The organism is Streptomyces sp. BF23-19, assembly GCF_041106355.1.
Classification (GTDB): Bacteria; Actinomycetota; Actinomycetes; order Streptomycetales; family Streptomycetaceae; genus Streptomyces; species Streptomyces virginiae_A.
In genome coordinates, this window is record NZ_JBGBPT010000126.1 from 1 (window position 1) to 19,098 (window position 19,098).

General features: G+C 73.7%; 18 protein-coding genes and 1 pseudogene. 6 read left to right on the forward strand and 13 right to left on the reverse strand.

Annotated features, from left to right (window positions below):
- Both AB8A24_RS40285 and mscL read left to right on the forward strand, forming a co-directional pair.
- Positions 1–395 (forward strand): hypothetical protein (locus tag AB8A24_RS40285; protein ID WP_369478983.1); only part of this gene is annotated, 395 nt, incomplete at its 5' end.
- 123 nt (positions 396–518) lie between these two features.
- A complete protein-coding gene (gene mscL / locus AB8A24_RS40290; protein ID WP_328963030.1) occupies positions 519–1,010 on the forward strand; it encodes a large conductance mechanosensitive channel protein MscL in 492 nt (163 codons plus the stop codon).
- Between the two features lie 22 nt (positions 1,011–1,032).
- Here the strand turns inward: mscL and AB8A24_RS40295 are convergent, their stop codons facing one another.
- The gene (locus AB8A24_RS40295) at positions 1,033–1,245 is read right to left on the reverse strand and encodes a hypothetical protein (RefSeq protein WP_033223806.1); all 213 of its coding nucleotides are present in this window, start codon (positions 1,243–1,245) and stop codon (positions 1,033–1,035) included.
- A 335-nt stretch (positions 1,246–1,580) separates the two neighbouring features.
- Here AB8A24_RS40295 and AB8A24_RS40300 point away from each other — a divergent pair, with 335 nt between their 5' ends.
- Together AB8A24_RS40300 and AB8A24_RS40305 are read left to right on the forward strand one after the other, a co-directional pair.
- Positions 1,581–2,747, forward strand: coding sequence for a low temperature requirement protein A (locus tag AB8A24_RS40300; protein WP_369478984.1), 1,167 nt, complete (start codon positions 1,581–1,583; stop codon positions 2,745–2,747).
- A 120-nt stretch (positions 2,748–2,867) separates the two neighbouring features.
- Positions 2,868–4,121, forward strand: a complete 1,254-nt coding sequence (locus tag AB8A24_RS40305) for a cytochrome P450 (protein ID WP_369478985.1) — start codon at positions 2,868–2,870, stop codon at positions 4,119–4,121.
- Between the two features lie 87 nt (positions 4,122–4,208).
- Here AB8A24_RS40305 and AB8A24_RS40310 read toward each other — a convergent pair whose 3' ends face one another.
- Positions 4,209–4,703: a DUF5949 family protein gene (locus AB8A24_RS40310; protein ID WP_030717179.1), complete on the reverse strand. Its 495-nt coding sequence runs from the start codon at positions 4,701–4,703 to the stop codon at positions 4,209–4,211.
- 56 nt (positions 4,704–4,759) lie between these two features.
- Entirely contained in the window at positions 4,760–5,350 is a 591-nt protein-coding gene (locus tag AB8A24_RS40315; protein WP_328963027.1) for a hypothetical protein, read from the reverse strand.
- A gap of 154 nt (positions 5,351–5,504) precedes the next feature.
- On the opposite strand from AB8A24_RS40315, the gene AB8A24_RS40320 reads away from it, so the two are divergent.
- On the forward strand, positions 5,505–5,942 hold the full coding sequence (locus AB8A24_RS40320; RefSeq protein WP_369478986.1) for a DUF6299 family protein: 438 nt from the start codon (positions 5,505–5,507) through the stop codon (positions 5,940–5,942).
- Positions 5,943–5,999: 57 nt separating this feature from the next.
- Here AB8A24_RS40320 and AB8A24_RS40325 read toward each other — a convergent pair whose 3' ends face one another.
- The 5 genes from AB8A24_RS40325 to AB8A24_RS40345 form a co-directional block, all read right to left on the reverse strand.
- Positions 6,000–6,167 carry a hypothetical protein gene (locus tag AB8A24_RS40325; RefSeq protein ID WP_158780874.1) on the reverse strand — a complete coding sequence of 56 codons (168 nt, stop codon included), beginning with the start codon at positions 6,165–6,167 and terminating at the stop codon, positions 6,000–6,002.
- Positions 6,168–6,238: 71 nt separating this feature from the next.
- Positions 6,239–8,326, reverse strand: coding sequence for a SpoIIE family protein phosphatase (locus tag AB8A24_RS40330; protein WP_328963025.1), 2,088 nt, complete (start codon positions 8,324–8,326; stop codon positions 6,239–6,241).
- Between the two features lie 12 nt (positions 8,327–8,338).
- The gene (locus AB8A24_RS40335) at positions 8,339–8,611 is read right to left on the reverse strand and encodes a hypothetical protein (RefSeq protein WP_369478987.1); all 273 of its coding nucleotides are present in this window, start codon (positions 8,609–8,611) and stop codon (positions 8,339–8,341) included.
- Positions 8,612–8,635: 24 nt separating this feature from the next.
- Entirely contained in the window at positions 8,636–9,937 is a 1,302-nt protein-coding gene (locus AB8A24_RS40340; RefSeq protein WP_328965944.1) for an NAD(P)-binding domain-containing protein, read from the reverse strand.
- Between the two features lie 66 nt (positions 9,938–10,003).
- A complete protein-coding gene (locus AB8A24_RS40345; RefSeq protein ID WP_369478988.1) occupies positions 10,004–11,482 on the reverse strand; it encodes an ATP-grasp domain-containing protein in 1,479 nt (492 codons plus the stop codon).
- Positions 11,483–11,632: 150 nt separating this feature from the next.
- Between AB8A24_RS40345 and AB8A24_RS40350 the strand changes: the two are divergent.
- Positions 11,633–12,664 (forward strand): annotated as a pseudogene (locus AB8A24_RS40350) (glycoside hydrolase family 26 protein); the annotation flags it as partial.
- Positions 12,665–13,305: 641 nt separating this feature from the next.
- Here AB8A24_RS40350 and AB8A24_RS40355 read toward each other — a convergent pair.
- The 5 genes from AB8A24_RS40355 to murJ all read right to left on the reverse strand — a co-directional run bounded on the left by AB8A24_RS40355 (position 13,306) and on the right by murJ (position 19,094).
- Complete coding sequence (locus tag AB8A24_RS40355; protein WP_328963022.1) at positions 13,306–14,448, reverse strand: GNAT family N-acetyltransferase; 1,143 nt, start codon at positions 14,446–14,448, stop codon at positions 13,306–13,308.
- The gene (locus tag AB8A24_RS40360) at positions 14,445–15,272 is read right to left on the reverse strand and encodes a lipopolysaccharide biosynthesis protein (RefSeq protein WP_369478989.1); all 828 of its coding nucleotides are present in this window, start codon (positions 15,270–15,272) and stop codon (positions 14,445–14,447) included. The genes AB8A24_RS40355 and AB8A24_RS40360 overlap by 4 nt, the downstream gene beginning before the upstream one ends.
- Before the next feature lie 72 nt (positions 15,273–15,344).
- The gene (locus tag AB8A24_RS40365) at positions 15,345–16,613 is read right to left on the reverse strand and encodes a glycosyltransferase (RefSeq protein WP_369478990.1); all 1,269 of its coding nucleotides are present in this window, start codon (positions 16,611–16,613) and stop codon (positions 15,345–15,347) included.
- Positions 16,610–17,386 carry a polysaccharide deacetylase family protein gene (locus tag AB8A24_RS40370; RefSeq protein ID WP_328963019.1) on the reverse strand — a complete coding sequence of 259 codons (777 nt, stop codon included), beginning with the start codon at positions 17,384–17,386 and terminating at the stop codon, positions 16,610–16,612. Before AB8A24_RS40370 ends, AB8A24_RS40365 begins: the two co-directional genes overlap by 4 nt.
- Positions 17,376–19,094: a murein biosynthesis integral membrane protein MurJ gene (murJ, locus tag AB8A24_RS40375; protein WP_369478991.1), complete on the reverse strand. Its 1,719-nt coding sequence runs from the start codon at positions 19,092–19,094 to the stop codon at positions 17,376–17,378. Before murJ ends, AB8A24_RS40370 begins: the two co-directional genes overlap by 11 nt.
- Positions 19,095–19,098 lie beyond the last annotated feature (4 nt).

A 19,098-nucleotide genomic window follows, 5' to 3' on the forward strand; every position in this document is an offset into this window, starting at 1 on the left:
CCGCCTCGGCCGCGCTGGCCGTCGTGGCGGCGGCCGTGGCGGTGGGCGGGGCGGAGGCGCAGGCCTCACGGGGCGCCGCCGCCCGGCCCGAGGTGCGGGCCTCCCAGGGTGCGGCGCCACCCGCCGCGGTGCGGATGGTGTCGGCTCCCGTGCGCATCGCGGACGCGGCGACGGTACGGCTGTTGCGGCCCGGAGCCCGGGTGGACGTGGTCGCGGCGGAGCGCACCGGGCCGCCCGAGGTGGTGGCCGCGGGGGCGCTGGTCGCCGAAGTACCCGATCCGGACAAGGGTGTAGCGGACGGTGGGGCGTTGGTGGTGCTGTCCGTACCGCGGGACACCGCGCGGGTTCTCGTGGGCACGGGCGCCACGACCCGACTGGCGGTGACGTTGTGCTGATTCGCACGCACGGCCGGTCGATTCACCTCAAGACGAGGGCCGATTGGACACACCGCGGCCGGACTGCCGTAGCTTTCGGAACCGTTGACTCCGTGTTCGGCAGATGTGAAGAGAGGCTCAGTGGTGAGCGAGAAGAAGAAGGAGAGCGTGCTGGCAGGCTTCAAGGCCTTCCTGATGCGCGGCAACGTGGTCGACCTGGCGGTGGCCGTGGTCATCGGCGCCGCGTTCACGAACATCGTGAACTCGGTGGTCAAGGGGCTCATCAGCCCGTTGGTCGGCGCGGTCGGCACGCAGAGCCTGGACGGCTACAAGTCCTGCCTCAAGGCACCTTGTGGCATCGGCGCGAACGGCCAGCCGACGGGTGTCGAGATCCTCTGGGGCTCGGTGCTGAACGCGACGCTGACCTTCGTCATCACCGCGGCGGTCGTGTACTTCTTGATGGTGCTGCCGATGTCGAAGTACCTCGCCAAGCAGGAGGCCCGGCGCAAGGCGAAGGAAGGTGTTCAGGAGGTCGTCGAGATCACCGAGCTGGAGCTCCTGAAGGAGATCCGGGACGCTCTGGTCGCCCAGCGCGGTGGTGGCACGGCGCCGACCGGTTCTCGCGACGGGTTCTGACCTGTCCGGCCGCCTCGGGCGGTCAGACGTGGTGCGGGGGCTTCTCGTCGAGGAAGCGGGCCAGGTCGGCCGCGCTTCCGCCGGCGGGCGGCCGCTCGCCCCAGCCTCGGTCGGTGTCGTCCGAGGACTGCTGGTCCAGCGGGTCGTCGAAGACCAGCCGGGGCTTCGGCCGGGGCCGGTCGGCCTCGGGGGCGGTACGCGAGGGCTGCGGGCCGGGTGCGGGGGTGCTGCTCATGCCTCCAGGGTACGGCCGCCCCCCGCGCCGCCCCGGCCGCCCGGTCCTCCACCCCGGCCGGCGGCCTGTCCCCGGGCTCGACCGCCGGCCCGCTCCCCGGCCCCCTCCCCGGCTCGGTGCGGCCGGGCGGCTCGGCCACAGTGCGGCCGGGGGACCACCGGCACACCGGCGGGCACGTGGCCCGGATGCCGATGAGGGGCCCGTGACGGTGCCCGCCTGCGGCTCGGACCGGTTCGGGGCCGCGGACCGCGCCTCGCCTCCGCCCGGGGCACACGGGGCGAGCGGGCCGCGCGTCCGTCCTGCCGGAGGTCCCTGCCTCTGGTCTCCTGGCCGGTATGGCCTACTCCCCCATGACCGCTCGCAGCCCCGACGAGCTCCACCGTGCCGCCACCCCGCTGGAGCTGTTCTTCGACCTCTGCTTCGTCGTCGCCATCGCCCAGGCCGGCGCCCGGCTGGTGCACTCGCTCGCGGAGGGCCATCCCGGCGCCGGGGTGGTCGGCTACTTCTTCGTCTTCTTCGGCGTGTGGTGGGCCTGGATGAACTTCACCTGGTTCGCCTCGGCGTACGACGTGGACGACGTCCCGTACCGGGTCGCGACGCTCGTGCAGATCGCGGGTGTGCTCGTGTACGCGGCCGGGGTGAGCCGGGCCTTCGACGACAACGACTGGGCGGTCGCGGTCGCCGGCTACATCATCATGCGCGTCGCCCTGACGGCGCAGTGGCTGCGGGCCGCCTCCGGGGAGCAGGGCGAGGCCCGGGCGGCGGCGCTGAAGTACGCGGCCGGACTGGTGATCTGCCAGCTGGGCTGGATCGGCCTGCTGTTCGTCCCCGACGACCTGAAGCGCTGGACGTTCCTCGTCCTGCTCGTCGCCGAGCTGGCGGTTCCGGTGATCGCGGAACGCGGGCACCAGACACCGTGGCACGCGCACCACATCGTGGAGCGGTACGGCCTGTTCACCATCATCGTGCTCGGCGAGACGATCGCCGCGGCCACGGTGGCCGTGAAGTCCGCGATCGACGAGCACGAGGCGCTGGACCAGTTGCTGCCCATCGCGGCGGGCGGGCTGCTGATCGTCTTCGCCGCGTGGTGGATCTACTTCGCCGTGCCGATGCACGAGCACCTGACGTCCAACCGCGAGGCCATCCCGTGGGGTTACGGACACCTGCTGATCTTCCTCTCGGGTGCGGCGATCGGCGCCGGCATCGAGGTCGCGGTCGAGCACGCGGTCGGCAAGGCGCACATCTCCCAGGTCGCCGCGAACGCGGCCGTGATGGTCCCGAGCGCGCTGTTCCTGCTGATGGTGTGGCTGCTGCACTCCCGCCACTTCAAGCGCGGACTCGCCCAGCAGCTGGTCCTGCCGGTGTCCGCCCTCGTGACGCTCGCCTGCACCTGGTCGGGTGCGTACGCGGTCCTGTGGGCGGGCCTCGTCGGGGTGCTGACGGTGGCGGTCGGCCTGACCCTGTCCACGCGGGCCGATGCGACCACCGGCGCCGGCGTCTGAGCCCCGGGCCGTCCTCGCCCGCCACCCGTACCCGGGCCCGAGCCCCGGCGAACCGTCACTCCCGCGCCCCCGCCACCGTTCTCCAGCGCAGAACGACGCGCACCGACTGGAGGCCCTGCCTTGACACTCCCGGCACAACGCCACGGCACCGACCCCGGCAGGGAGCTGGCCGAGCCAGGCTTCTGGCAGCAGCCCCCCGCCCACCGCCTCGCCGCCTTCGCCCGGCTGCGCGCGGCCGAGGGCCCTGTGTTCGTCCCCGAAGGGTCCGGGCCCGGCCACTGGGCCCTCGTCCGCCACGCCCAGGTGCAGGAGGCAAGCCGCCTCCCGAAGGTCTTCGCCAGTGCCCCCGGCGTGACCACCCCCGAGCCGGCCCGCTGGGTGCGGGCCCTGTTCGGAGATTCGATGGTCAATCTGGACGGCCCCGACCACGCCCAGCTGCGCAAGATCGTGCAGCGTGCCTTCACGCCCCGTCTGCTGGCGGCCGCCGAGGCCGACATCCACGCCGTGGCCGCCCGCATCGTGGACGACGTACTGGCCGAGCGGCCCGACGAGTTCGTCTCGGCCGTGGCTTCCCGGCTACCCCTGGAGGTCATCTGCAACATGATGGGCATCCCGGAGCACTACCGGGCCGAGATCGCCGACCGCGTCAACCACGCCTCCGAGAACATCGGTGTGGAGCGGGGCCTGGCCTCCCGGCTGCGGATGCCGGGGCGCGGGCTGCGCGCGCTCGCCCGTATGCAGCGGATGGTGGCGGGCATCGGACGGGAGCGGCGCAAGCACCCCACCGACGACCTGATCTCGGCGCTGGTCTGCGCGAACGTCGACGGCCAGGCCCTCGGGGCCCGCCAGCTCGGCGCCTTCTTCTCCCTGTTGATGGTCGCCGGGGTGGAGACCACCCGGAACGCGATCACCCATGGGTTGACCCTGCTGACGGACCACCCCGACCAGCGGGACCTGCTGCTCTCGGACTTCGAGAAGTACGCGGACGGCGCGGTGGACGAGATGATCCGGCACTCGACGCCCATCATCCAGTTCCGCCGGACCGTGGCCGCCGAGCACACCATGGACGGGCACGTGTTCCGGCCGGGCGACAAGGTGGTCCTGTACTACGCCTCCGCCAACCGCGACGAGACGGTCTTCCCCGACCCGGACGCCTTCGTCATCACCCGCTCGCCCAATCCGCACCTGGGGTTCGGCGGCGGCGGCCCGCACTTCTGCCTGGGCGCGCACCTGGCCCGGGTGGAGATGAAGGCCCTCTTCCGTGAGCTGCTGACCCGGCCGGTCGGGCTGCGGGCGGTGGGCCTGCCGGACCTGGCGGGATCGAACTTCGACAACCGGGTCCGCTCGTTGAAGTTCGCCTTCGAACGGCCCTGACCCCGGCCCGGGGAAAAGCGGAACCGGCCACCGGGCAGGCTGGGAGCCCGGCGGCCGGAGCGGGTGGTGGCGGCACCCGGTCGGTGGCTACCGCTGCACGCGCCGCACGGCGAGGACGCAGTGCGCGCTGCTGGTGAGCACCGACTCGTCGCCCGCGAAGGCCTGCAGGGTCTCCGGCGCGACCGGCCGGCCCGGGACCGCCTCCGGCCAGGCACGGGTGGCGAAGAGGAAGTACGCCTGCCCGCTCTCGTCAGCCGCCGCGACCCACTCGTCGGGGGCGGTGCAGCGCGCGTTCATCCCGGGCAGGGTGAGCGCGATCTGGTTGCCCTCCAGCAGGATCTGCACCGGGAAGGTGGCCGCCTTGAGGGTGCCGTCCATGACCACGTCGCCGATGGGCAGGCCGATCTCCTCCAGCAGCCCGCGGGCGGCCGCCTCGCCCGCCTCCCGGCCCTTCGGTCCGTCGCCGAGGGTGTAGGCCAGGAGGTACGGGATGTCGTGCGCCTCTTCGGGGTCACCGATCCAGGCGAGCACCGAAAGGGTGCCGAGCTGGGACCGGTCGATTTCGGCTTGAGTAGAAGTCATGCGCGCACCCTAGTGGTCTCTCCGCCGAGCCTTTCACGGCCCTTCACCCGGGCGGGCTAGACGTCCCAGAATCCCTCTCCGGAATTCGCCTGCATGTTCGCGTCCTGGTACTGGAGACGCACAATGCGCGCGCTTTCCGGAATTTCGAACACCACCCACCCCTCGGCCCGCTCACCGACCTCCAGGGAATCGAAGACGATCGGTTTGCCGGTCGTCAGCTCGCCCGTCTTCACCACCGGGTGACGCTGCCCCGCGCTGTCGTGCGCCCACATGCGTCCGAGCGCCCCGTACGAGGCTCCGCCCACGTTGACGAAGGACATCGAGGCGGCCACCCAGCGCTTCCCGGCGGGCGGGGCGAAGTTCTTGTCCACGCTGATCGCCGGGTCGACGAACGCTCCGAGTTCGACCTGGAGGTGTCGGCCGACCTGCTCGCCGTGCACCCGCGCGATACCACCCACGTGGACTTTCTTCACGGCGGGCCGTGCGGGAGCCTCCGCCGCGCCCGGCGCCCCGTCGTCCACCAGGACCGCCGGCGCGGCGCCGGGCGCGAGCGCGTCCGACTCGGGGGCGCTCGCGCAGGCGGTGGCACCGAACAGCAACAGCGGGAGCAGGACGAGGACGGGCAGGGGGAGGGCGGGCTGGCGCATGCAAGATCCCTTCGGGGGTGATTCGGCCAGTTTCACGCGCCCGGGCAGGTAATTGCCCACAACGACACGAGCGCACGGAGCAAGTGCGTACGCCCACCTGCCAGCACAATGCGTTCCGACGGAATCCCGCCGTCCGAAGCACCTGGAGGAATGAATGCGCAGCTCCGCCCGCCGAATGTCACTCGCGGCCTTCTCCGCACTGGCCGCCACCACGCTTTTCACCGCTCCGGCCGGCGCCACCGTTTTCGACCACGGGATTTCCGTACGGGACGCGTACGTCGCCCACGACGGCGCTGTCACCCTTTCCGGGACGTACCACTGCGAGCAGGCGTCACCCATGGGGGCGATGCAGATCAAGGCGACCGTCGCGCAGGAGGGTGGCGGCCGACTGAGCGTCGGCGCGGAGCAGATCGTCTGCGACGGCCAGGAGCGCCGCTGGGTGGCGAACGCGCCGGGCGCCTACGCGAACGTGCACCCGGGCCGTGCCGTGGTCACCGCGGAGCTCCAGGAGGTCCGGTTCTCGGGCCTGATGCCGAGGTCGGTCACCACCGTCGCCCAGGACTCGCGGAACGTCGAGGTCCACGAGCACTGAGCGGTGCGGGCCCGCGACTCACGCCCGCGGCACGCGCCCCGCGGCCGGTAGCCGCCGCTACCGGCAGTCGGGGGCGACGTCCGTCATCGACATGAAGGCCACCGACTGGCACGCGGGGTCCGCGTGCGGTCGCCCCGTCGCCCAGTCCACGACCGCCGGCACCCCGGCCACCAGCAGCAGCACGGCCAGGGCGCCCGTCACGGCGGCCTTGGTCAGCCCGCGCACAACACGATCCGTTCCATGGCTCGCATCATCACCCCACCCCCGGCGCCCCACAACCCAGGGTGATCGCTCCGTCACCCCGTGCTCCGGGTCCTGCCCGCGGCATCGAACTCGCACCACACCGCCTTGCCGTCGCCCCGGGACTCCACACCCCAGTGCGTGGCCAGCGCGTCCACCATCAGCAGCCCGCGCCCCGTGGTGGCCGCCTCGCCCGGGGTGCGCCGGCGCGGCCACACGCTGGAGCGGTCCTTGACCCACAGCCGGATCCGCCGGACCGGCTCCGGCAGCACCTCCATCGTCAGCACCGCCCCGCCGTCGGTGTGCAGCAGGGCGTTGACCAGCAGCTCCCCGGCCGCGACCTCCACGTCGTCGGCGAGCTCCGGCATGCCCCAGTCGCGCAGGGCCTGGCGCAGGGCGTAGCGGGCCTCCGAGAGGCCTTCCGGGTCGGCCTGGTGGACGTACTGGTGGATGCGTGGCGCCCGGTGGGTGCCCGGGTCGGGGGCCCGGCGCAGCACCAGCAGGGCCACGTCGTCCCCGGAGCCCCAGCGCTCCCAGAGCCGGTCGGAGAGGTGGTCGGCGAGCGCGGCGGCCCCCTGGGGGCCGCTGCGCACCGCCTGGGCGAGGGCGTCCATCCCGGCGGTGATGGTGGTGCCCGGCTCCTCCACCAGGCCGTCCGTGCACAGCACCAGGGTCTCCCCGGGGACCAGGTCGAGCCGGGTCTCGGGGAACTCCTCGTATTCGAAGAGCGAGGCCAGCCCGAGCGGCAGTCCGCCGCGCACCTTGGGCCAGCCCGTACGCCCGTCCGTGTGCCGGATCAGCGGTCCGAGGTGACCCGCGCGGACCGCCCGTACGCCGCCCGTCTCCAGATCCACCTGCGCGTACATGCAGGTGGCGAAGCGCTCGGTGTCCAACTCGGCGAGGAAGCGCGAGGCCCGGGCCAGCACGGTGGACGGCGGATGTCCCTCCCCCGCGTACGCCCGCAGCGCGATCCGCAGCTGGCCCATGATCGCCGCCGCGTGCGTGTCGTGGCCCTGGACGTCGCCCACCACCACGCCCACCCGGTCGCGGGGCAGCGAGATCACGTCGTACCAGTCCCCGCCGACCTCCCGCCCGCTCCAGGCCGCGTGGTAGCGGACCGCGATCTCCCCACCGCTGATCTCGGGGATCCGGCGCGGCAGCATGGATGCCTGCAGGCCGGTCGCGAACTCCCGCTCCTGGTCGAACAGGAGCGCCCGTTGGAGTGACTGGGCCACGATGCCCGCCAGGCCCAGGCACAGGTTGCGCTCCTCCGGGCTGAACTCGGTGCGCCGCCGGTAGAACAGGACCAGCCCGCCGATGGCCTTGGCCTGCGCGATCAGCGGCAGGTAGGCGGCGGCGTCGTACCGGATCCGGTTCAGGTAGTCCGCGAGGAGCGGGAACTCGTCGCCGAGCTCGGCGAGCGAGGTGACGAAACGTGCCTGCCGGGTGAGCACCACGTGCGACAGCGGCAGCGAACCGTCCAGTCGGGTGAACCGGCGCTCGCTGAGGATCTCCAGGGACTCCCCGCTCAGCGCGATGATCTTGATGCTGCCGCCCTCGACCAGCCCCAGGGCCAGCCCGTCGGCGCCGAGCCGCTCCAGCGCGCCCGCCCCGGTCAGCGCGGCCGTGACGTCGTCGACCGTCACCGCCCGCGACAGGGCCTCCGTGGTCCGCTGCACGATCGTGGTCTGCTGGGCGCGCGCCGCCTCCAGCTTGCGCAGCAGCGTCGCCTGGGCCAGCTCCGCGGTCGCGTCCCGGACGATCCCCACGATCCGCTCCGGCTGCCCCGAGTCGTCCCGGAGCACGCGGCCCGCGGTGTGCGTCCACTGGTCGCGGCCGTCGCGCCGGCGCACCGTGAAGTACGCGCCGTAGGTGTCCGCGCTGCCGGCCAGGACCCCCTCGATGATGTCGGTCAGCCGGAGCCCGTCCTCGGGTGGGACCCGCAGCCCGATACCGGGCACGGTGCCGTCGAACTCCTGCGGCCCGAGGTCGAAGACCTCCATCGCGGCCTCGTCCAGCACCACCGTCCCGGCGACCAGGTCCCATTCGAGACTGCCCATGCCGTTGAGCGCGAACCGCTCCCCGGGCCCGGTCACGGGGGACCGTCGGACCGGCTCGGGTCCGTCCCGTTCCGCCGCTGCCACCTTCCCCACCACCTAACGGCCGGGCCAGCACGGCTGGGAGATCAGCCGCTCCCACTCCTCGTCAGGATGCCCCGGCAGGGTGCGACCGGCCTCCCGCCAGCGCTTGACCATGGAGAGGTAGATCGTGGGCTGGTCGGCGGGCGAAGCCGTCGTGTACGGGCCCGCGTACGGCCCCGCGTACGCGGTGCGGTCGTACCCGGCGGTCCTGGCCCGACCGGCGGGCTGTTCCCCACGACTGGCGGGAATGCGTACCCAGCCGCGGCCCTGCGCTCGCTCCGAGCTCATCACGGACCCCTCTCTCCGCGGATCTCACCGCAGATACGTCTTCGGATGCCCTGGGGGCACCCCCGGAACATGCCCGGGGGTGACAGCCCGGCCCGGCCGGGCGACACCGGGCGAACCCGGCCGCGGACCCCGGGCACCGAGGCGCTTGCGGACTCCTCTCACCAGTCTCCCCGCCGTGAAGCCCGCGCCGTGCACGAATCGCATGGAAGGGCCGAATGAGGGAGCCGTCAGCAGCCCCGCGAAGAACAGCCCGGGCCACGAGGACTCGAACCCGGGGCTCAGCTCCGGCGCCCCGCTCTCCCCCACGGTCTCCAGTGCCGCCCGCAGCCCCGCGTCGAGCAGCTCCAGCCGGGCCAGCTCCGGGAGGAAACCGGTGGCCGCGATGACGTGGGCGGTGTCCAGCACCACCGATTCCCCCGCCCCGGTGGTCAGCCCGAGCCGGATCCGCTCGCCCACCGCCACCGCCCGGTGCAGCCGGTGCCCGAGCAGGACGGGGACGCGCCGCTCGAAGCGGTCCCGCAGCCACCAGGCGCCGGCCGGACCCAGGGCCGTGGCCGCGATCCGCTCCCGGGTGGGCGCGGGCAGCCGGCGCACCGCCCCCGGCAGCTCCGACCAGACCCAGCTGCGCCATCCGGTGCCGAGGCCGCTGTGGGGATCGCGCAGGGCCCGCAGCGGGGGCCGGTCCAGGGGCTGCGGGACGGTGTTCCAGTTCAACCGGGTGCGCCGGGCCACCAGAGCGGGCCGGGCGCCCTGCTCGGCCAGCAGGGCAGCGGTCTCCAGGGCCGCCTGCCCGGCCCCGAGCACGGCGACCTCACGGCCCGCGAAGCCGCTCAGGTCCCGGTGGCCGCTGCTGTGCGAGTAGTGCGTGGGCGGAAGCTCCCGCAGCGCCTCGGGGTGGCGGACGAAGGGCATCACCCCGACCGCGACGGCCACCGTACGGGCGAGCAGGGGCGGTCCCTCGGCGGTGCGGACGCGGAAGCCGTCGCCCTGCGGGGTCACCTCCAGGACGGTCACCTCCTCCACCTCGGGCGCGGCCTGCCGGGCGAACCACATCCCGTACGCGCTGAACGTCCCGATCGGCAGCGGAGTGCCGTGTTCCGCCGTCATGCCGACGGTGGCGCAGTAATCGGCCAGGGTGTACCGCCCGTCCGGCGCGGACAGGTTGGACGACCAGGGCTCCGACTTCAGGTACATGCCGTCGGGCATGTGGTCGCGCCACGAGGCCATCGGCCGCCCCAGCAGCCGTACGCCGAGCCCCGCGGCCGCCGCATGGGCGGCGATCGACAGCCCGTACGGGCCCGCGCCGATCACCACGAGATCGTCGATCCGCGTCAACGCCGCTCCTCCAGCTCGATGGTCACCGACCCGGCCCGTTCGCCGCGACGGTCCGGGTCAACGGGTCACCAGTTCGTCCGGCTCGGCCGAGGCCCCGGGCGGAACGGGCCGGGAGGCCGACCCCGCGGAACCGGCGGAGCCGGCGGAACCGGCCTCCGGCTGGTTCCGGCCGCGCTGCCGGGGCGCGCGGACGACCGCGAGCGCCGTGCGACGGCCCTGCTCCGGCACCCCGCGCAGCGCCCGTACCCCCTTGCCCGCGCCCCGCCCCAGCAGGGCGCCCAGCATCGCCAGGAACGGCAGCAGGTCGTCGGCGGCGAACCAGGCCGTCTCGACGCGCCCCCGCTCGGCGGCCCGCTTCGGGATCCGCTTCGGCGCCGTCCCCCGGTCCGCGCCCGGGGCCGAGGACGCGGACGCCCCCGCCGACCCGGCCGGATCCGCCGGGACCGCCGCCGGGCGGCGCGGCATCGACCCGCCCCGGATCCGTGCCAGCAGCGCGTAGTTCTCGGCGACGAACACCCGGCCCGGTCCGCCCGAGGGCTGCGGGACCTGCTGGCCCGTCAGGTCCAGGTACATCGCCTGTACGACGTCCAGCCCGGCCGAGTCCGCGAACAGCCGGAACTGCGCCCCCGGCCGCGGGTTGAAGTCCACCAGCCGGAAGCAGCCCGACTCGTCGCGGCGGAAGTCCAGGTCCAGGATCCCCTGGTAGCCCAGCCGTTCGGCGAGCCGCAGCCCCGCCTCCTCCACCGCCGGATCCGGCAGCCAGCGCCCCACGGCCGTCAGCCCCGTCCGCACCGGCCAGGACAGCTCCTTGCGGCCCGAGCCCACGAGCAGCGGACGCCCGCCCCGCGCGAAGGCACCGTGGAAGAACCAGTCGGTGTCCGCCCCGGCCGGCAGGAACCGCTGGAGCAGCAGCCGGCTCCCCGCCTCGGCGGAGCGCTCGTAGAGCCGGCGCGCCTCGGCGGTGGTGTGCACGAGCATGGTGCTGCGCAGCCCGTCGGCCCCGGTGGGCAGCAGCCAGGGCCGGCTCCACTTGGCGATCACCGGCAGACCGAGCCGCCAGGCCGCCTCGGCCGCCTCGGCCCCGCTCGCCGGGATCACGGTCTCCGGGTGCGGGACGTCCCACCGCGCGCAGAGCCGCGACAGCTCGGCCTTGTCGGCCACCCGGGCGGGCAGGTTGTCGGGCTGATGGGGAATCCGGAAACGCTCGCGGAGCGTCGGCGCGACCCGGGACACGGCGATCGCGCTCAGGTCGTCCATGGCGATGAGCACGGCCGGGCGCCCGATCCGCTCCGAGACCTCGGTCAGACACTCCAGCAGCGCCTCGGGCGCCTCGGGGTCCAGCCCGCCCACCGGTCCGGGATGCACGGCGCGCAGGTATCGCGAACGCCCCATGGGGCCTCCCCCGGCCTCGACGACGGCATGGACCTCCACGCCCTTGCGGCCAAGGGATCTGACGGCGCCGAGGGTTCCGTGGTGGAACGGATTGCGATCGAGTCTGAGCACGACGGCGGGCACATGGTTGAGATACGCGTGCATGGCAGCGGTGTCTTTCACCTAGTCGGACCAAGCGGGGGTGGTGCGCACCTGCTAATGGCCTACGCGGCAGTCACCGGACAGGCCATTCGTCAGATCTGATGCCTAACGTCTTCGGTAAGCACACCGATTCAGGAAAGCTCGGGAGACGCCATGCCCAGACCACGCCGCCGACTGGCGAGCACCTGCATCGGTACGGTCACGGCCGGACTGCTGGCCACCGGGGCCGCAGTCGCGACGCCCGAGAACGACCGGCCCGAGGGCTCCGACATCGCCATGGGCGCCTATCTCGACTACGGGCCCCCCGGGGTGGCCCGGATCCCGCACCTGTCGAGCTGGCTGGGCGGCAAGGAGATCCGGGTCGGACACACCTATCTCCCCGGCGACAGGTGGGCCGGCATCGAGGGCGGTGTCTCGTTCCTGGAGGACTGGGCCGACTGGCGCCGGGCCGAGGACGACCGGATGTTCGTCCTCAACGTGCCCATGCAGGAACGCAACGAGGGCCGGGTGTCCGACTACCAGGTGGCCCGGCTGATCAGGGCGGGCGCGTCGGGCCGGTACGACCGGCACTTCCAGCGGCTCGCCGAGCGGCTGGTGGAGCTGGGCGTGCCGGACACGGTGATCGTGCTCGGCTGGGAGATGAACGGCGTCACCTACACCCACCGGTGCGCACCGGACCCGGAGAACTGGAAGGTGTACTGGAGGCGCATCGTCACCACGATGCGCGCCGTTCCCGGACAGAAGTTCACGTTCGACTTCGCCCCGAACAGGGGTACGGACGCGATCGGCTGGACGAAGTGCTACCCCGGCGACGACGTGGTCGACATCATCGGGATGGACTCGTACGACCAGGGTCCCGGCCAGACCTTCGACGACCAGATCACCCAGCCGTACGGACTCCAGCAGCAGGTCGACTTCGCGAAAGCACACGGCAAGTCGATCTCCTACCCGGAGTGGGGCCTGTTCCGGCGCGGGGACAACCCGGAGTACGTGCGGCGCATGCTGAAGTGGATCACGCAGCACAAGCCGCTCTACCACACCATCACCGACTACTGCCCGCACGGCGTGTGGCAGTGCAAGGACAACCCGGACTCCGCGAAGGCCTTCCGCGACGCCCTGACGCCCGAGCGTCCGGGCCCGGTGGTCCCGACCCCGGTGGTGCCCACGCCCGTGGTGCCGACCCCGGTGGTCCCGACCCCCGTGGTGCCCACGCCGGTCGTGCCGACCCCGCAGGTCCCGACGCCCCAGGTGCCCACGCCTCAGGTGCCGACGCCTCAGGTCCCCACGCCCACGCCGGTGGTCCCGACGCCCGCGGTCCCCACACCCGTGGTCCCGACGCCCCAGGTCCCGACGCCCACGCCGGTGGTCCCGAGCCCGCAGACCCCGCTGCCGGTCAGCCCGAGCCCGCTCGTCCCGACACCGGTCACCCCGGCGCCGGTCACTCCGAGCCCGGTGACCCCGAGCCCGGTCGCCCCGCGCCCGCAGGTCCCGGTGCCGGTCACGCCCAGCCCGGTCGTCCCGACACCCGAGGTCCCCGATCCCGACACCGACCCCGAGACCGATCCCACCCCCAAGCCCTCGCCGGCGGTCCCGACGCCGCAGGTCCCGGCGCCCTCGCCGGTCATCACCCCGGGGCCGGTCACGCCGAAGCCCGAGCCCATGCCGCCGAAACCCCTGCCGCAGCCCACACCGCCGCCCGTCAACAGCAAGCACTGGTGCGTGCCGCTCAACTTCGGCGAGTGGCTCTCCAAGCTGGTCGGCACCCAGTCGGTCTGCATCAAGCTGGACTTCGGCAAGAACTCCGGAATCTGGCCCTTCTAGACGGGTCATCGCACGCGCAGTTCGTTGAGCCGCGCCCGCCAGTCCCTGGCGGCCGGCAGCGCCTCCCGCAGAACGTCCACCGCCCGCTCGCGCCCCGTCACCTGCGACTCGTGCACCCGCAGCAGGGGCGCGAGCGCCGCCGTGGCCAGCAGGAACCGCTGGTTGACGACCGTCTCGGGCCGCCAGTGGTTCTTGTACGGCTCGTTGCCGCGCAGGAAGCTCACCACCGGGCGGCCCTCGGCGAGGGCCCGCCCGGCCTCGTAGCGCAGCAGCAGCGTCGCGACGTCCACCTTCCGCGTCCGCAGGTCCGGGTCGGCCCCGTACAGGTAGCCGCCGCTGAGCCCGGACGACAGCAGCGTGACGTTGGCCGCCACCACCTTGCCGTCCAGCCGGAACTCCGTCAGCCGGCTCTCCCCGGCCCGCACCATCCGCCGGGTGGCCCGGGTCAGGTGCTCGGCGAAGCGGGGCCGCAGGTGCTCGGGCGTCACCCCGCGGCCGCGCCACTGCTTCTCGTGCAGCCGCAGCAGGGTCCGTACGGCGCGCGGCACCTCCTGCTCGGTGACCTCGTGCTCCTCGATGCCGGCCGCGTCGGTCTTGCGCAGTTTGGCCCGCACCCGCTGGGCTCCGGAGGCCGGCATCCGCTTGACCAGTTCGTCGAACGGCAGCGTGGGCAGCTCCATGCACGTGGAGTCGGCGAGCACGCTGGAGACCCCGGGCCACTGCCGGTACAACTGCTCGGCGGCGGCCCCGGGACGTACCTCCCGCAGGTCCACGACGGCGCCGCGGGCCGCCCGGTGCAGCCCGCGGGCCAGCGCCGGGACGACCTGGTCGGCGTACTCCGCCGCCACGAGCACGTCGAAGTAGTCGGTGATGGGTCCGCCGAGCGGCACCAGCAGCGGCATCGGCCGGTGCACGAGCATCAGGGCGGCCGCGCCGACCAGCTCCTCGCCGCGCCGGACGAGGACGATCCGGAGCCGGCCGTCCTTGCCGTACGACAGCCACCAGGAGTGCAGCCAGGCGTGGCTCTGGAAGGGGGTGGCGGTGGGGCAGCCACGGAAGAGCCTGTTCCAGGACTCCTCCAGCGCGGCGAACTGCCGGGGGTCGCGGCACAACGTCACCGACAGGCCCCCGGCGCAGCCCGAACTCATCGAACGGACTCCTTCTCCTTGGCCGAGGCCGGCTCACCCTGCGCGGGCAGCGAGGCGTACTCCTCGACCGGGGTCTCGACGGCGGCCTCCACCGAGGACTCCACCGAGGACTCCACCGAGGAATCGGCCGCGGACCCGGCCCGGGTCCTCGTCGCGCTGTCCTCGGAACGCCGCGCGCGGCCCGGCCGGGCGAGCAGCCACAGTCCGCCCAGCAGCCCGCCGGCGCACATGCCGACGGCCCCGCTGATGGCGGCGGAGGGGGAGGCGGGCTCGGACGGGGCGACCGCCTGGTTGAACAGGAGCAGCTGGACTCCGGTGTTCTTGGCGGCCTGATTGCTGCTCAGGGACAGGGCGTCGGCCACCGCGTTCGCGATGTCGGCGGCCTCGGCGGGGCTCTTCGAGGTACCCGTGACGGCGATCATCGGGGACTCGGGGGAGGTCTCGGCGCGTACCTGGGTACGCAGCTTCGCGGCGCTGATGCCGGCCCGCGGCTGGGCGTAGGCGAGGGTGGAACTGCTGGTCGCGATACGGGCGTAGGCCTGCGCGAAGCCGAGGGCGGTGGCCGGCTCGGTGGTGTCGTCGGGTACGGCCACTACATAGCTGGTGGCGGCGTACTCGGGGGCCTTGAGCACCCCGTACGCCCCGCCCGCGGCCAGCCCCAGCAGGGCGCAGGCGGGCAGCGGCCACCACAGGGGCGCCGACAGCTTGCGGCGGCGCGACCTGCGCTCGGAGCGGTGGTCCGGCTTCCGCTCGGACCTGCTCTCCGGCCTGCTCTCTGCCTTCTTCTCGGACTTCTTCTCGGCGTTCTCGGACGTGTCGGCCATGGACGTGCTCGCTTCCTGGGTGGAGGGGACTTCTTTCGGGTCCCGTCGGGACCCCTTCGGGCAGGGGTGGGATCAGCCGGTGCCGGTCGGCTCCGCCGGTCCCGGCCCGACCGGCTCGCGCCGGGCACCTACGACGGCTGCGCCGCCGGCGCCGGGCACCGGGTCGGCGGCGGGGCGGCCCCGGGCCGCCCCGGCGGCGCCCGGCGCGGCCGAGAGGGCGAGGTCGTACACGTCCAGCAGCTGCCGCGCGCTGCGGGCGATGTCGTAGCGGCGGACCACCGGAGGCGGGGGCAACCGGCGCGCCCCCGCCTCCATGTGGCCCCGCAGCGCCGCGACCAGTTCCTCCGTTCCGGTGCCGATCCGCCGGGCCCCGGGAGCCTGCGCGGCGGGCAGGTCGTCGATGGCCGGGCAGGTCACGTGCAGGACGGGAAGTCCGGCGGCCAGGGCCTCCACGACGGCGAGGCCGAAGGCCTCCTCCCGCGACGGGGAGACGAAGACGTCCATGGCGGCCAGCAGCGCCGGAATACCCGGGGTGCGGCCGTCCGCACTGTCCCCCAGCGGGTCCCGCTCGCCCAGCAGGTGAATGCGGCTCTGCGCGCCGAGCTCGGCGGCCAGCCGGCGCAGTCCCGCCCGCTCCGGCCCGTCACCGGCCAGCAGCAGGTGCGCCCCCGGCAGCGCGGCCACGGCCCGCACCAGGACGTCGAACCGCTTGCCGGGGACCAGCCGGCCGACCCCACCGACCACGAAGGCCCGCTCGGGCAGCCCGGTGCGGGCCCGGGTGGCCCGCCGGACGCCCTCGTCGAAGCGGAAGCGGACGGCCTCGATCCCGTTCGGTACGACGTGCACCCGCGCGGCCGGCACCCCCCACCCCTCCAGCCGGGCGGCCACGGTGTCGGAGACGGCCACCGTGGCCGCGCCCAGGCGCTCACTGGCCAGGTAGAGCCTGCGCACTCCGCCAGACAGCGGCCTGCCCTCGATCTCGCCCTCACCGAGGGAGTGTTCGGTGGCCACGGTCGCCGCGGTGCCCGCGAGCCGGGCCGCGAGGCGCCCGTAGACGCAGGCCCGGTACAGGTGCGTGTGCACGAGGTCGTACCGGCCGCGCCGGATGAACTTCACCAGCCGGGGCAGCGCCCCCAGGTCCCGGTTGCCCCGCATGCCGAGGTGGACGACCCGGACCCCGTCCGCGCGCAGCCCCTCGGCCACGGGCCCGGGGTTGGTCAGCGTCAGGACGTCGCACTGCATCGGCATGTGCCTTAGCAGCAGGCGCAGTTGCTGTTCGGCGCCGCCGACGCCGAGGCCGGTGATGATGTGCAGCGCCTTGACCGACCGGATCTCCTTCACCGCTGCACCCCGCGCCGCAGCTCGCGCACCTGGTGGCGGAGCTGCTTGATCCGCAGCCGGGCGCCGCCGTCGGCCTGACTGACGTGCGTACGCGGCAGTGCGTGCGGGCCGGCGAGCCGTCCGGGGTCGATGGCGCAGGCGTAGCCGTAACCGGCGGCCCGGGTGGCGTCGACGACCCGGGCGTCGAGGTGCCCGTACGGGTAGCAGAACCCCTCGGGCAGGGTCCCGGTCAGCTCCCGCAACAGGTCGCGGCTGCCCCGCAATTCCTGCTGGAGCACGTCGTCGGCGGTCGCGGTGAGGTCCTGGTGGAGCAGTCCGTGCGAGCCGATCTCCTGTCCGGCGTCGGCGACTTCGCGGATGCCCTCGGCGGTGAGCAGGGATTTGCGCGGGCCCAGCGGGTCCCACACGTTGTCCACGCCGAGCCGCCCGGGCAGGACGAAGAGGGTGGAGGTGCAGTCGTAGCGGCTCAGCAGCGGGAGCGCGTGGGTCAGGAAGTCGGTGTAGCCGTCGTCGAAGGTCAGCCCGACCAGCCCGGCTCCGCGACCGGCCGCGCGGGCCCGCAGCAGTTCGCCGACGGACACCCCGCGTAGACCGCGGGAGCGCAGCCACCGCAGCTGGGCCTCCAGGGCGAGCGGGGTGACGGTGATCCCGTACGGGTCCTCCGCGGGGTCGGTGAACTCGGCGACCGAGTGGTACATCAGGACCCACGGCGAAGCGGCCCGACGGGCGGGGACCACCACGGCGGCGGGGGCCGTGTCGGTGTCAGCGGACATTGCGGAACCTCTGCGTGAGCTGGGAGATCTGACCGGGCAGGGCGGTGACTTCGAGGGCGCGTATGGCCATGCCGGTGGCTCCGAACATGGCCGGGACCAGCAGGCAGCCGAGGGCGGCGCTGACCATCGGGTCGGGGATCATCGGGCCGGCGATCCAGCCGGTGGCGCCCGCGGCGACGGCGGCGACGGCGAGCCGGCCGATGCTGACGGCGACCCGGCGGACCTGGATGGCGATGATCCGGGAGCCGAGGCCGGTGAGCAGCAGGACGGCGGTGGTGGAGATGCCGGCGGCGTTGGCGGCGGCGATGCCGTAGATGCCCCACCAGCCGACGGCGAAGGCTCCGGCCACGACGTTGACGAGCAGTCCGGCACCCATCGCGAGCGCCGGGAACCAGGTGGGCCGGGCGGTCGAGAAGAAGGGCCGGGACAGTGCGCCGACGAGGCAGTGGCCGAGGAGTCCGAGTCCGTAGACCCGCATGACGGAGGCGGTGGCGAGGGTGTCCGCGTGGGTGAAGGCGCCGCGTTCGAAGAGGACCTGGATGATCTGGGGCGCGTAGCCGATGACGAGTGCGGTGCCCATCAGGACGGCCAGCGAGGCCAGCGCGAGGTCCTGCTCCACCCGCCGCCGGGCCTTCTCCCGCTCTCCCCCGGCCATGGCCTGGGCGACGACGGGGAAGGTGACGGTGCAGATCATCAGCGAGAGCACCATCGGCATCTGCGCGACCTTCTGCGCGTAGTTGAGATGGGAGATCGCCCCGGACGGGAGCGAGGCGGCCAGGAACCTCTCGACGAGCACCTGGGACTGCCGGAAGACCGCGAAGAAGATCACGGGGGCGATGACCCCGAAGGCGATGAGGGTGGGGCGGTCCCGGTCGCGCTGGCTGCGCGGGGCGGCCTTCTTCGCGCGGGGCGGGCCGAAGCCCACGTTCCGCACGAAGGCGGGCAGTTGGACGAGCGCCATCAGGAGCCCGCCGACCGCGACGCCCGCGGCGGCGGCCCGGACGCCCCACAGGGCGTGCAGGGCCACCATCGTGCCGATGATGCCGACGTTGTACGAGACGTAGATCGCGGCGGGTGGCAGGAAGGACCTGTGCGCACGCAGGGCGGCGCTGAAGTATCCGGCGATGCCGAAGGAGAGCACGGTCAGCGCGGTGAGCCGGGTGCACTCGACGGCCAGTGCGGGGTCGGGCAGGCCGGGGGCGAGTACGGCGACGACGGCCGGTGCGGCCAGGACGAGCACGGAGGCGACGGCGGCGAGGAGCACGACGAGACGCGGCAGGGTCGCCCCCACCAGGAGGCGTACGGGGTCCTGCGCGCGGGCCTCCCGGCGGGTGAGCCCGGCCCGCGCCGCGGCCCGCCGGGCCAGGGCCTGGCTGAAGGCGGGCACCATCAGCAGCGCCATGGCGTCCTCGATCAGCAGCGTCGAGGCCATCTCGGGCACGGTCCAGGCGATCAGGAAGGCGTCGCTGTCGTGCCCGGCCCCGAAGAGGTGCGCGATGGTCTGGTCGCGCACCAGCCCGAACAGCGCCCCGGCGGCGGTCAGTCCGGCGGTGACGGCGGCGGCCTTGGCCAGGAACCTGCCGAGCGGCTGGCTCCCACCGGCTCGGCTGCCGCCGGGGGTGGCGGATCCGGCCGGCTCGCCCGCCGCCGCTCGGCTCCCGCCGGGGGTGGCGGCCGATGGCCGGCCCGCGCGACGGGCCTGGCGCAGCCGG

Excerpts from the sequence above, each read along its gene's own strand:
- AB8A24_RS40295 (WP_033223806.1), bottom strand. The coding sequence starts at position 1,245 with ATGAGCAGCACCCCCGCACCCGGCCCGCAGCCCTCGCGTACCGCCCCC.
- AB8A24_RS40300 (WP_369478984.1), top strand. The coding sequence starts at position 1,581 with ATGGCCTACTCCCCCATGACCGCTCGCAGCCCCGACGAGCTCCACCGT.
- AB8A24_RS40310 (WP_030717179.1), bottom strand. The coding sequence starts at position 4,703 with ATGACTTCTACTCAAGCCGAAATCGACCGGTCCCAGCTCGGCACCCTT.
- AB8A24_RS40315 (WP_328963027.1), bottom strand. The coding sequence starts at position 5,350 with ATGCGCCAGCCCGCCCTCCCCCTGCCCGTCCTCGTCCTGCTCCCGCTG.
- AB8A24_RS40320 (WP_369478986.1), top strand. The coding sequence starts at position 5,505 with ATGCGCAGCTCCGCCCGCCGAATGTCACTCGCGGCCTTCTCCGCACTG.
- AB8A24_RS40335 (WP_369478987.1), bottom strand. The coding sequence starts at position 8,611 with ATGAGCTCGGAGCGAGCGCAGGGCCGCGGCTGGGTACGCATTCCCGCC.
- AB8A24_RS40345 (WP_369478988.1), bottom strand. The coding sequence starts at position 11,482 with ATGCACGCGTATCTCAACCATGTGCCCGCCGTCGTGCTCAGACTCGAT.
- AB8A24_RS40355 (WP_328963022.1), bottom strand. The coding sequence starts at position 14,448 with ATGAGTTCGGGCTGCGCCGGGGGCCTGTCGGTGACGTTGTGCCGCGAC.
- AB8A24_RS40360 (WP_369478989.1), bottom strand. The coding sequence starts at position 15,272 with ATGGCCGACACGTCCGAGAACGCCGAGAAGAAGTCCGAGAAGAAGGCA.
- AB8A24_RS40370 (WP_328963019.1), bottom strand. The coding sequence starts at position 17,386 with ATGTCCGCTGACACCGACACGGCCCCCGCCGCCGTGGTGGTCCCCGCC.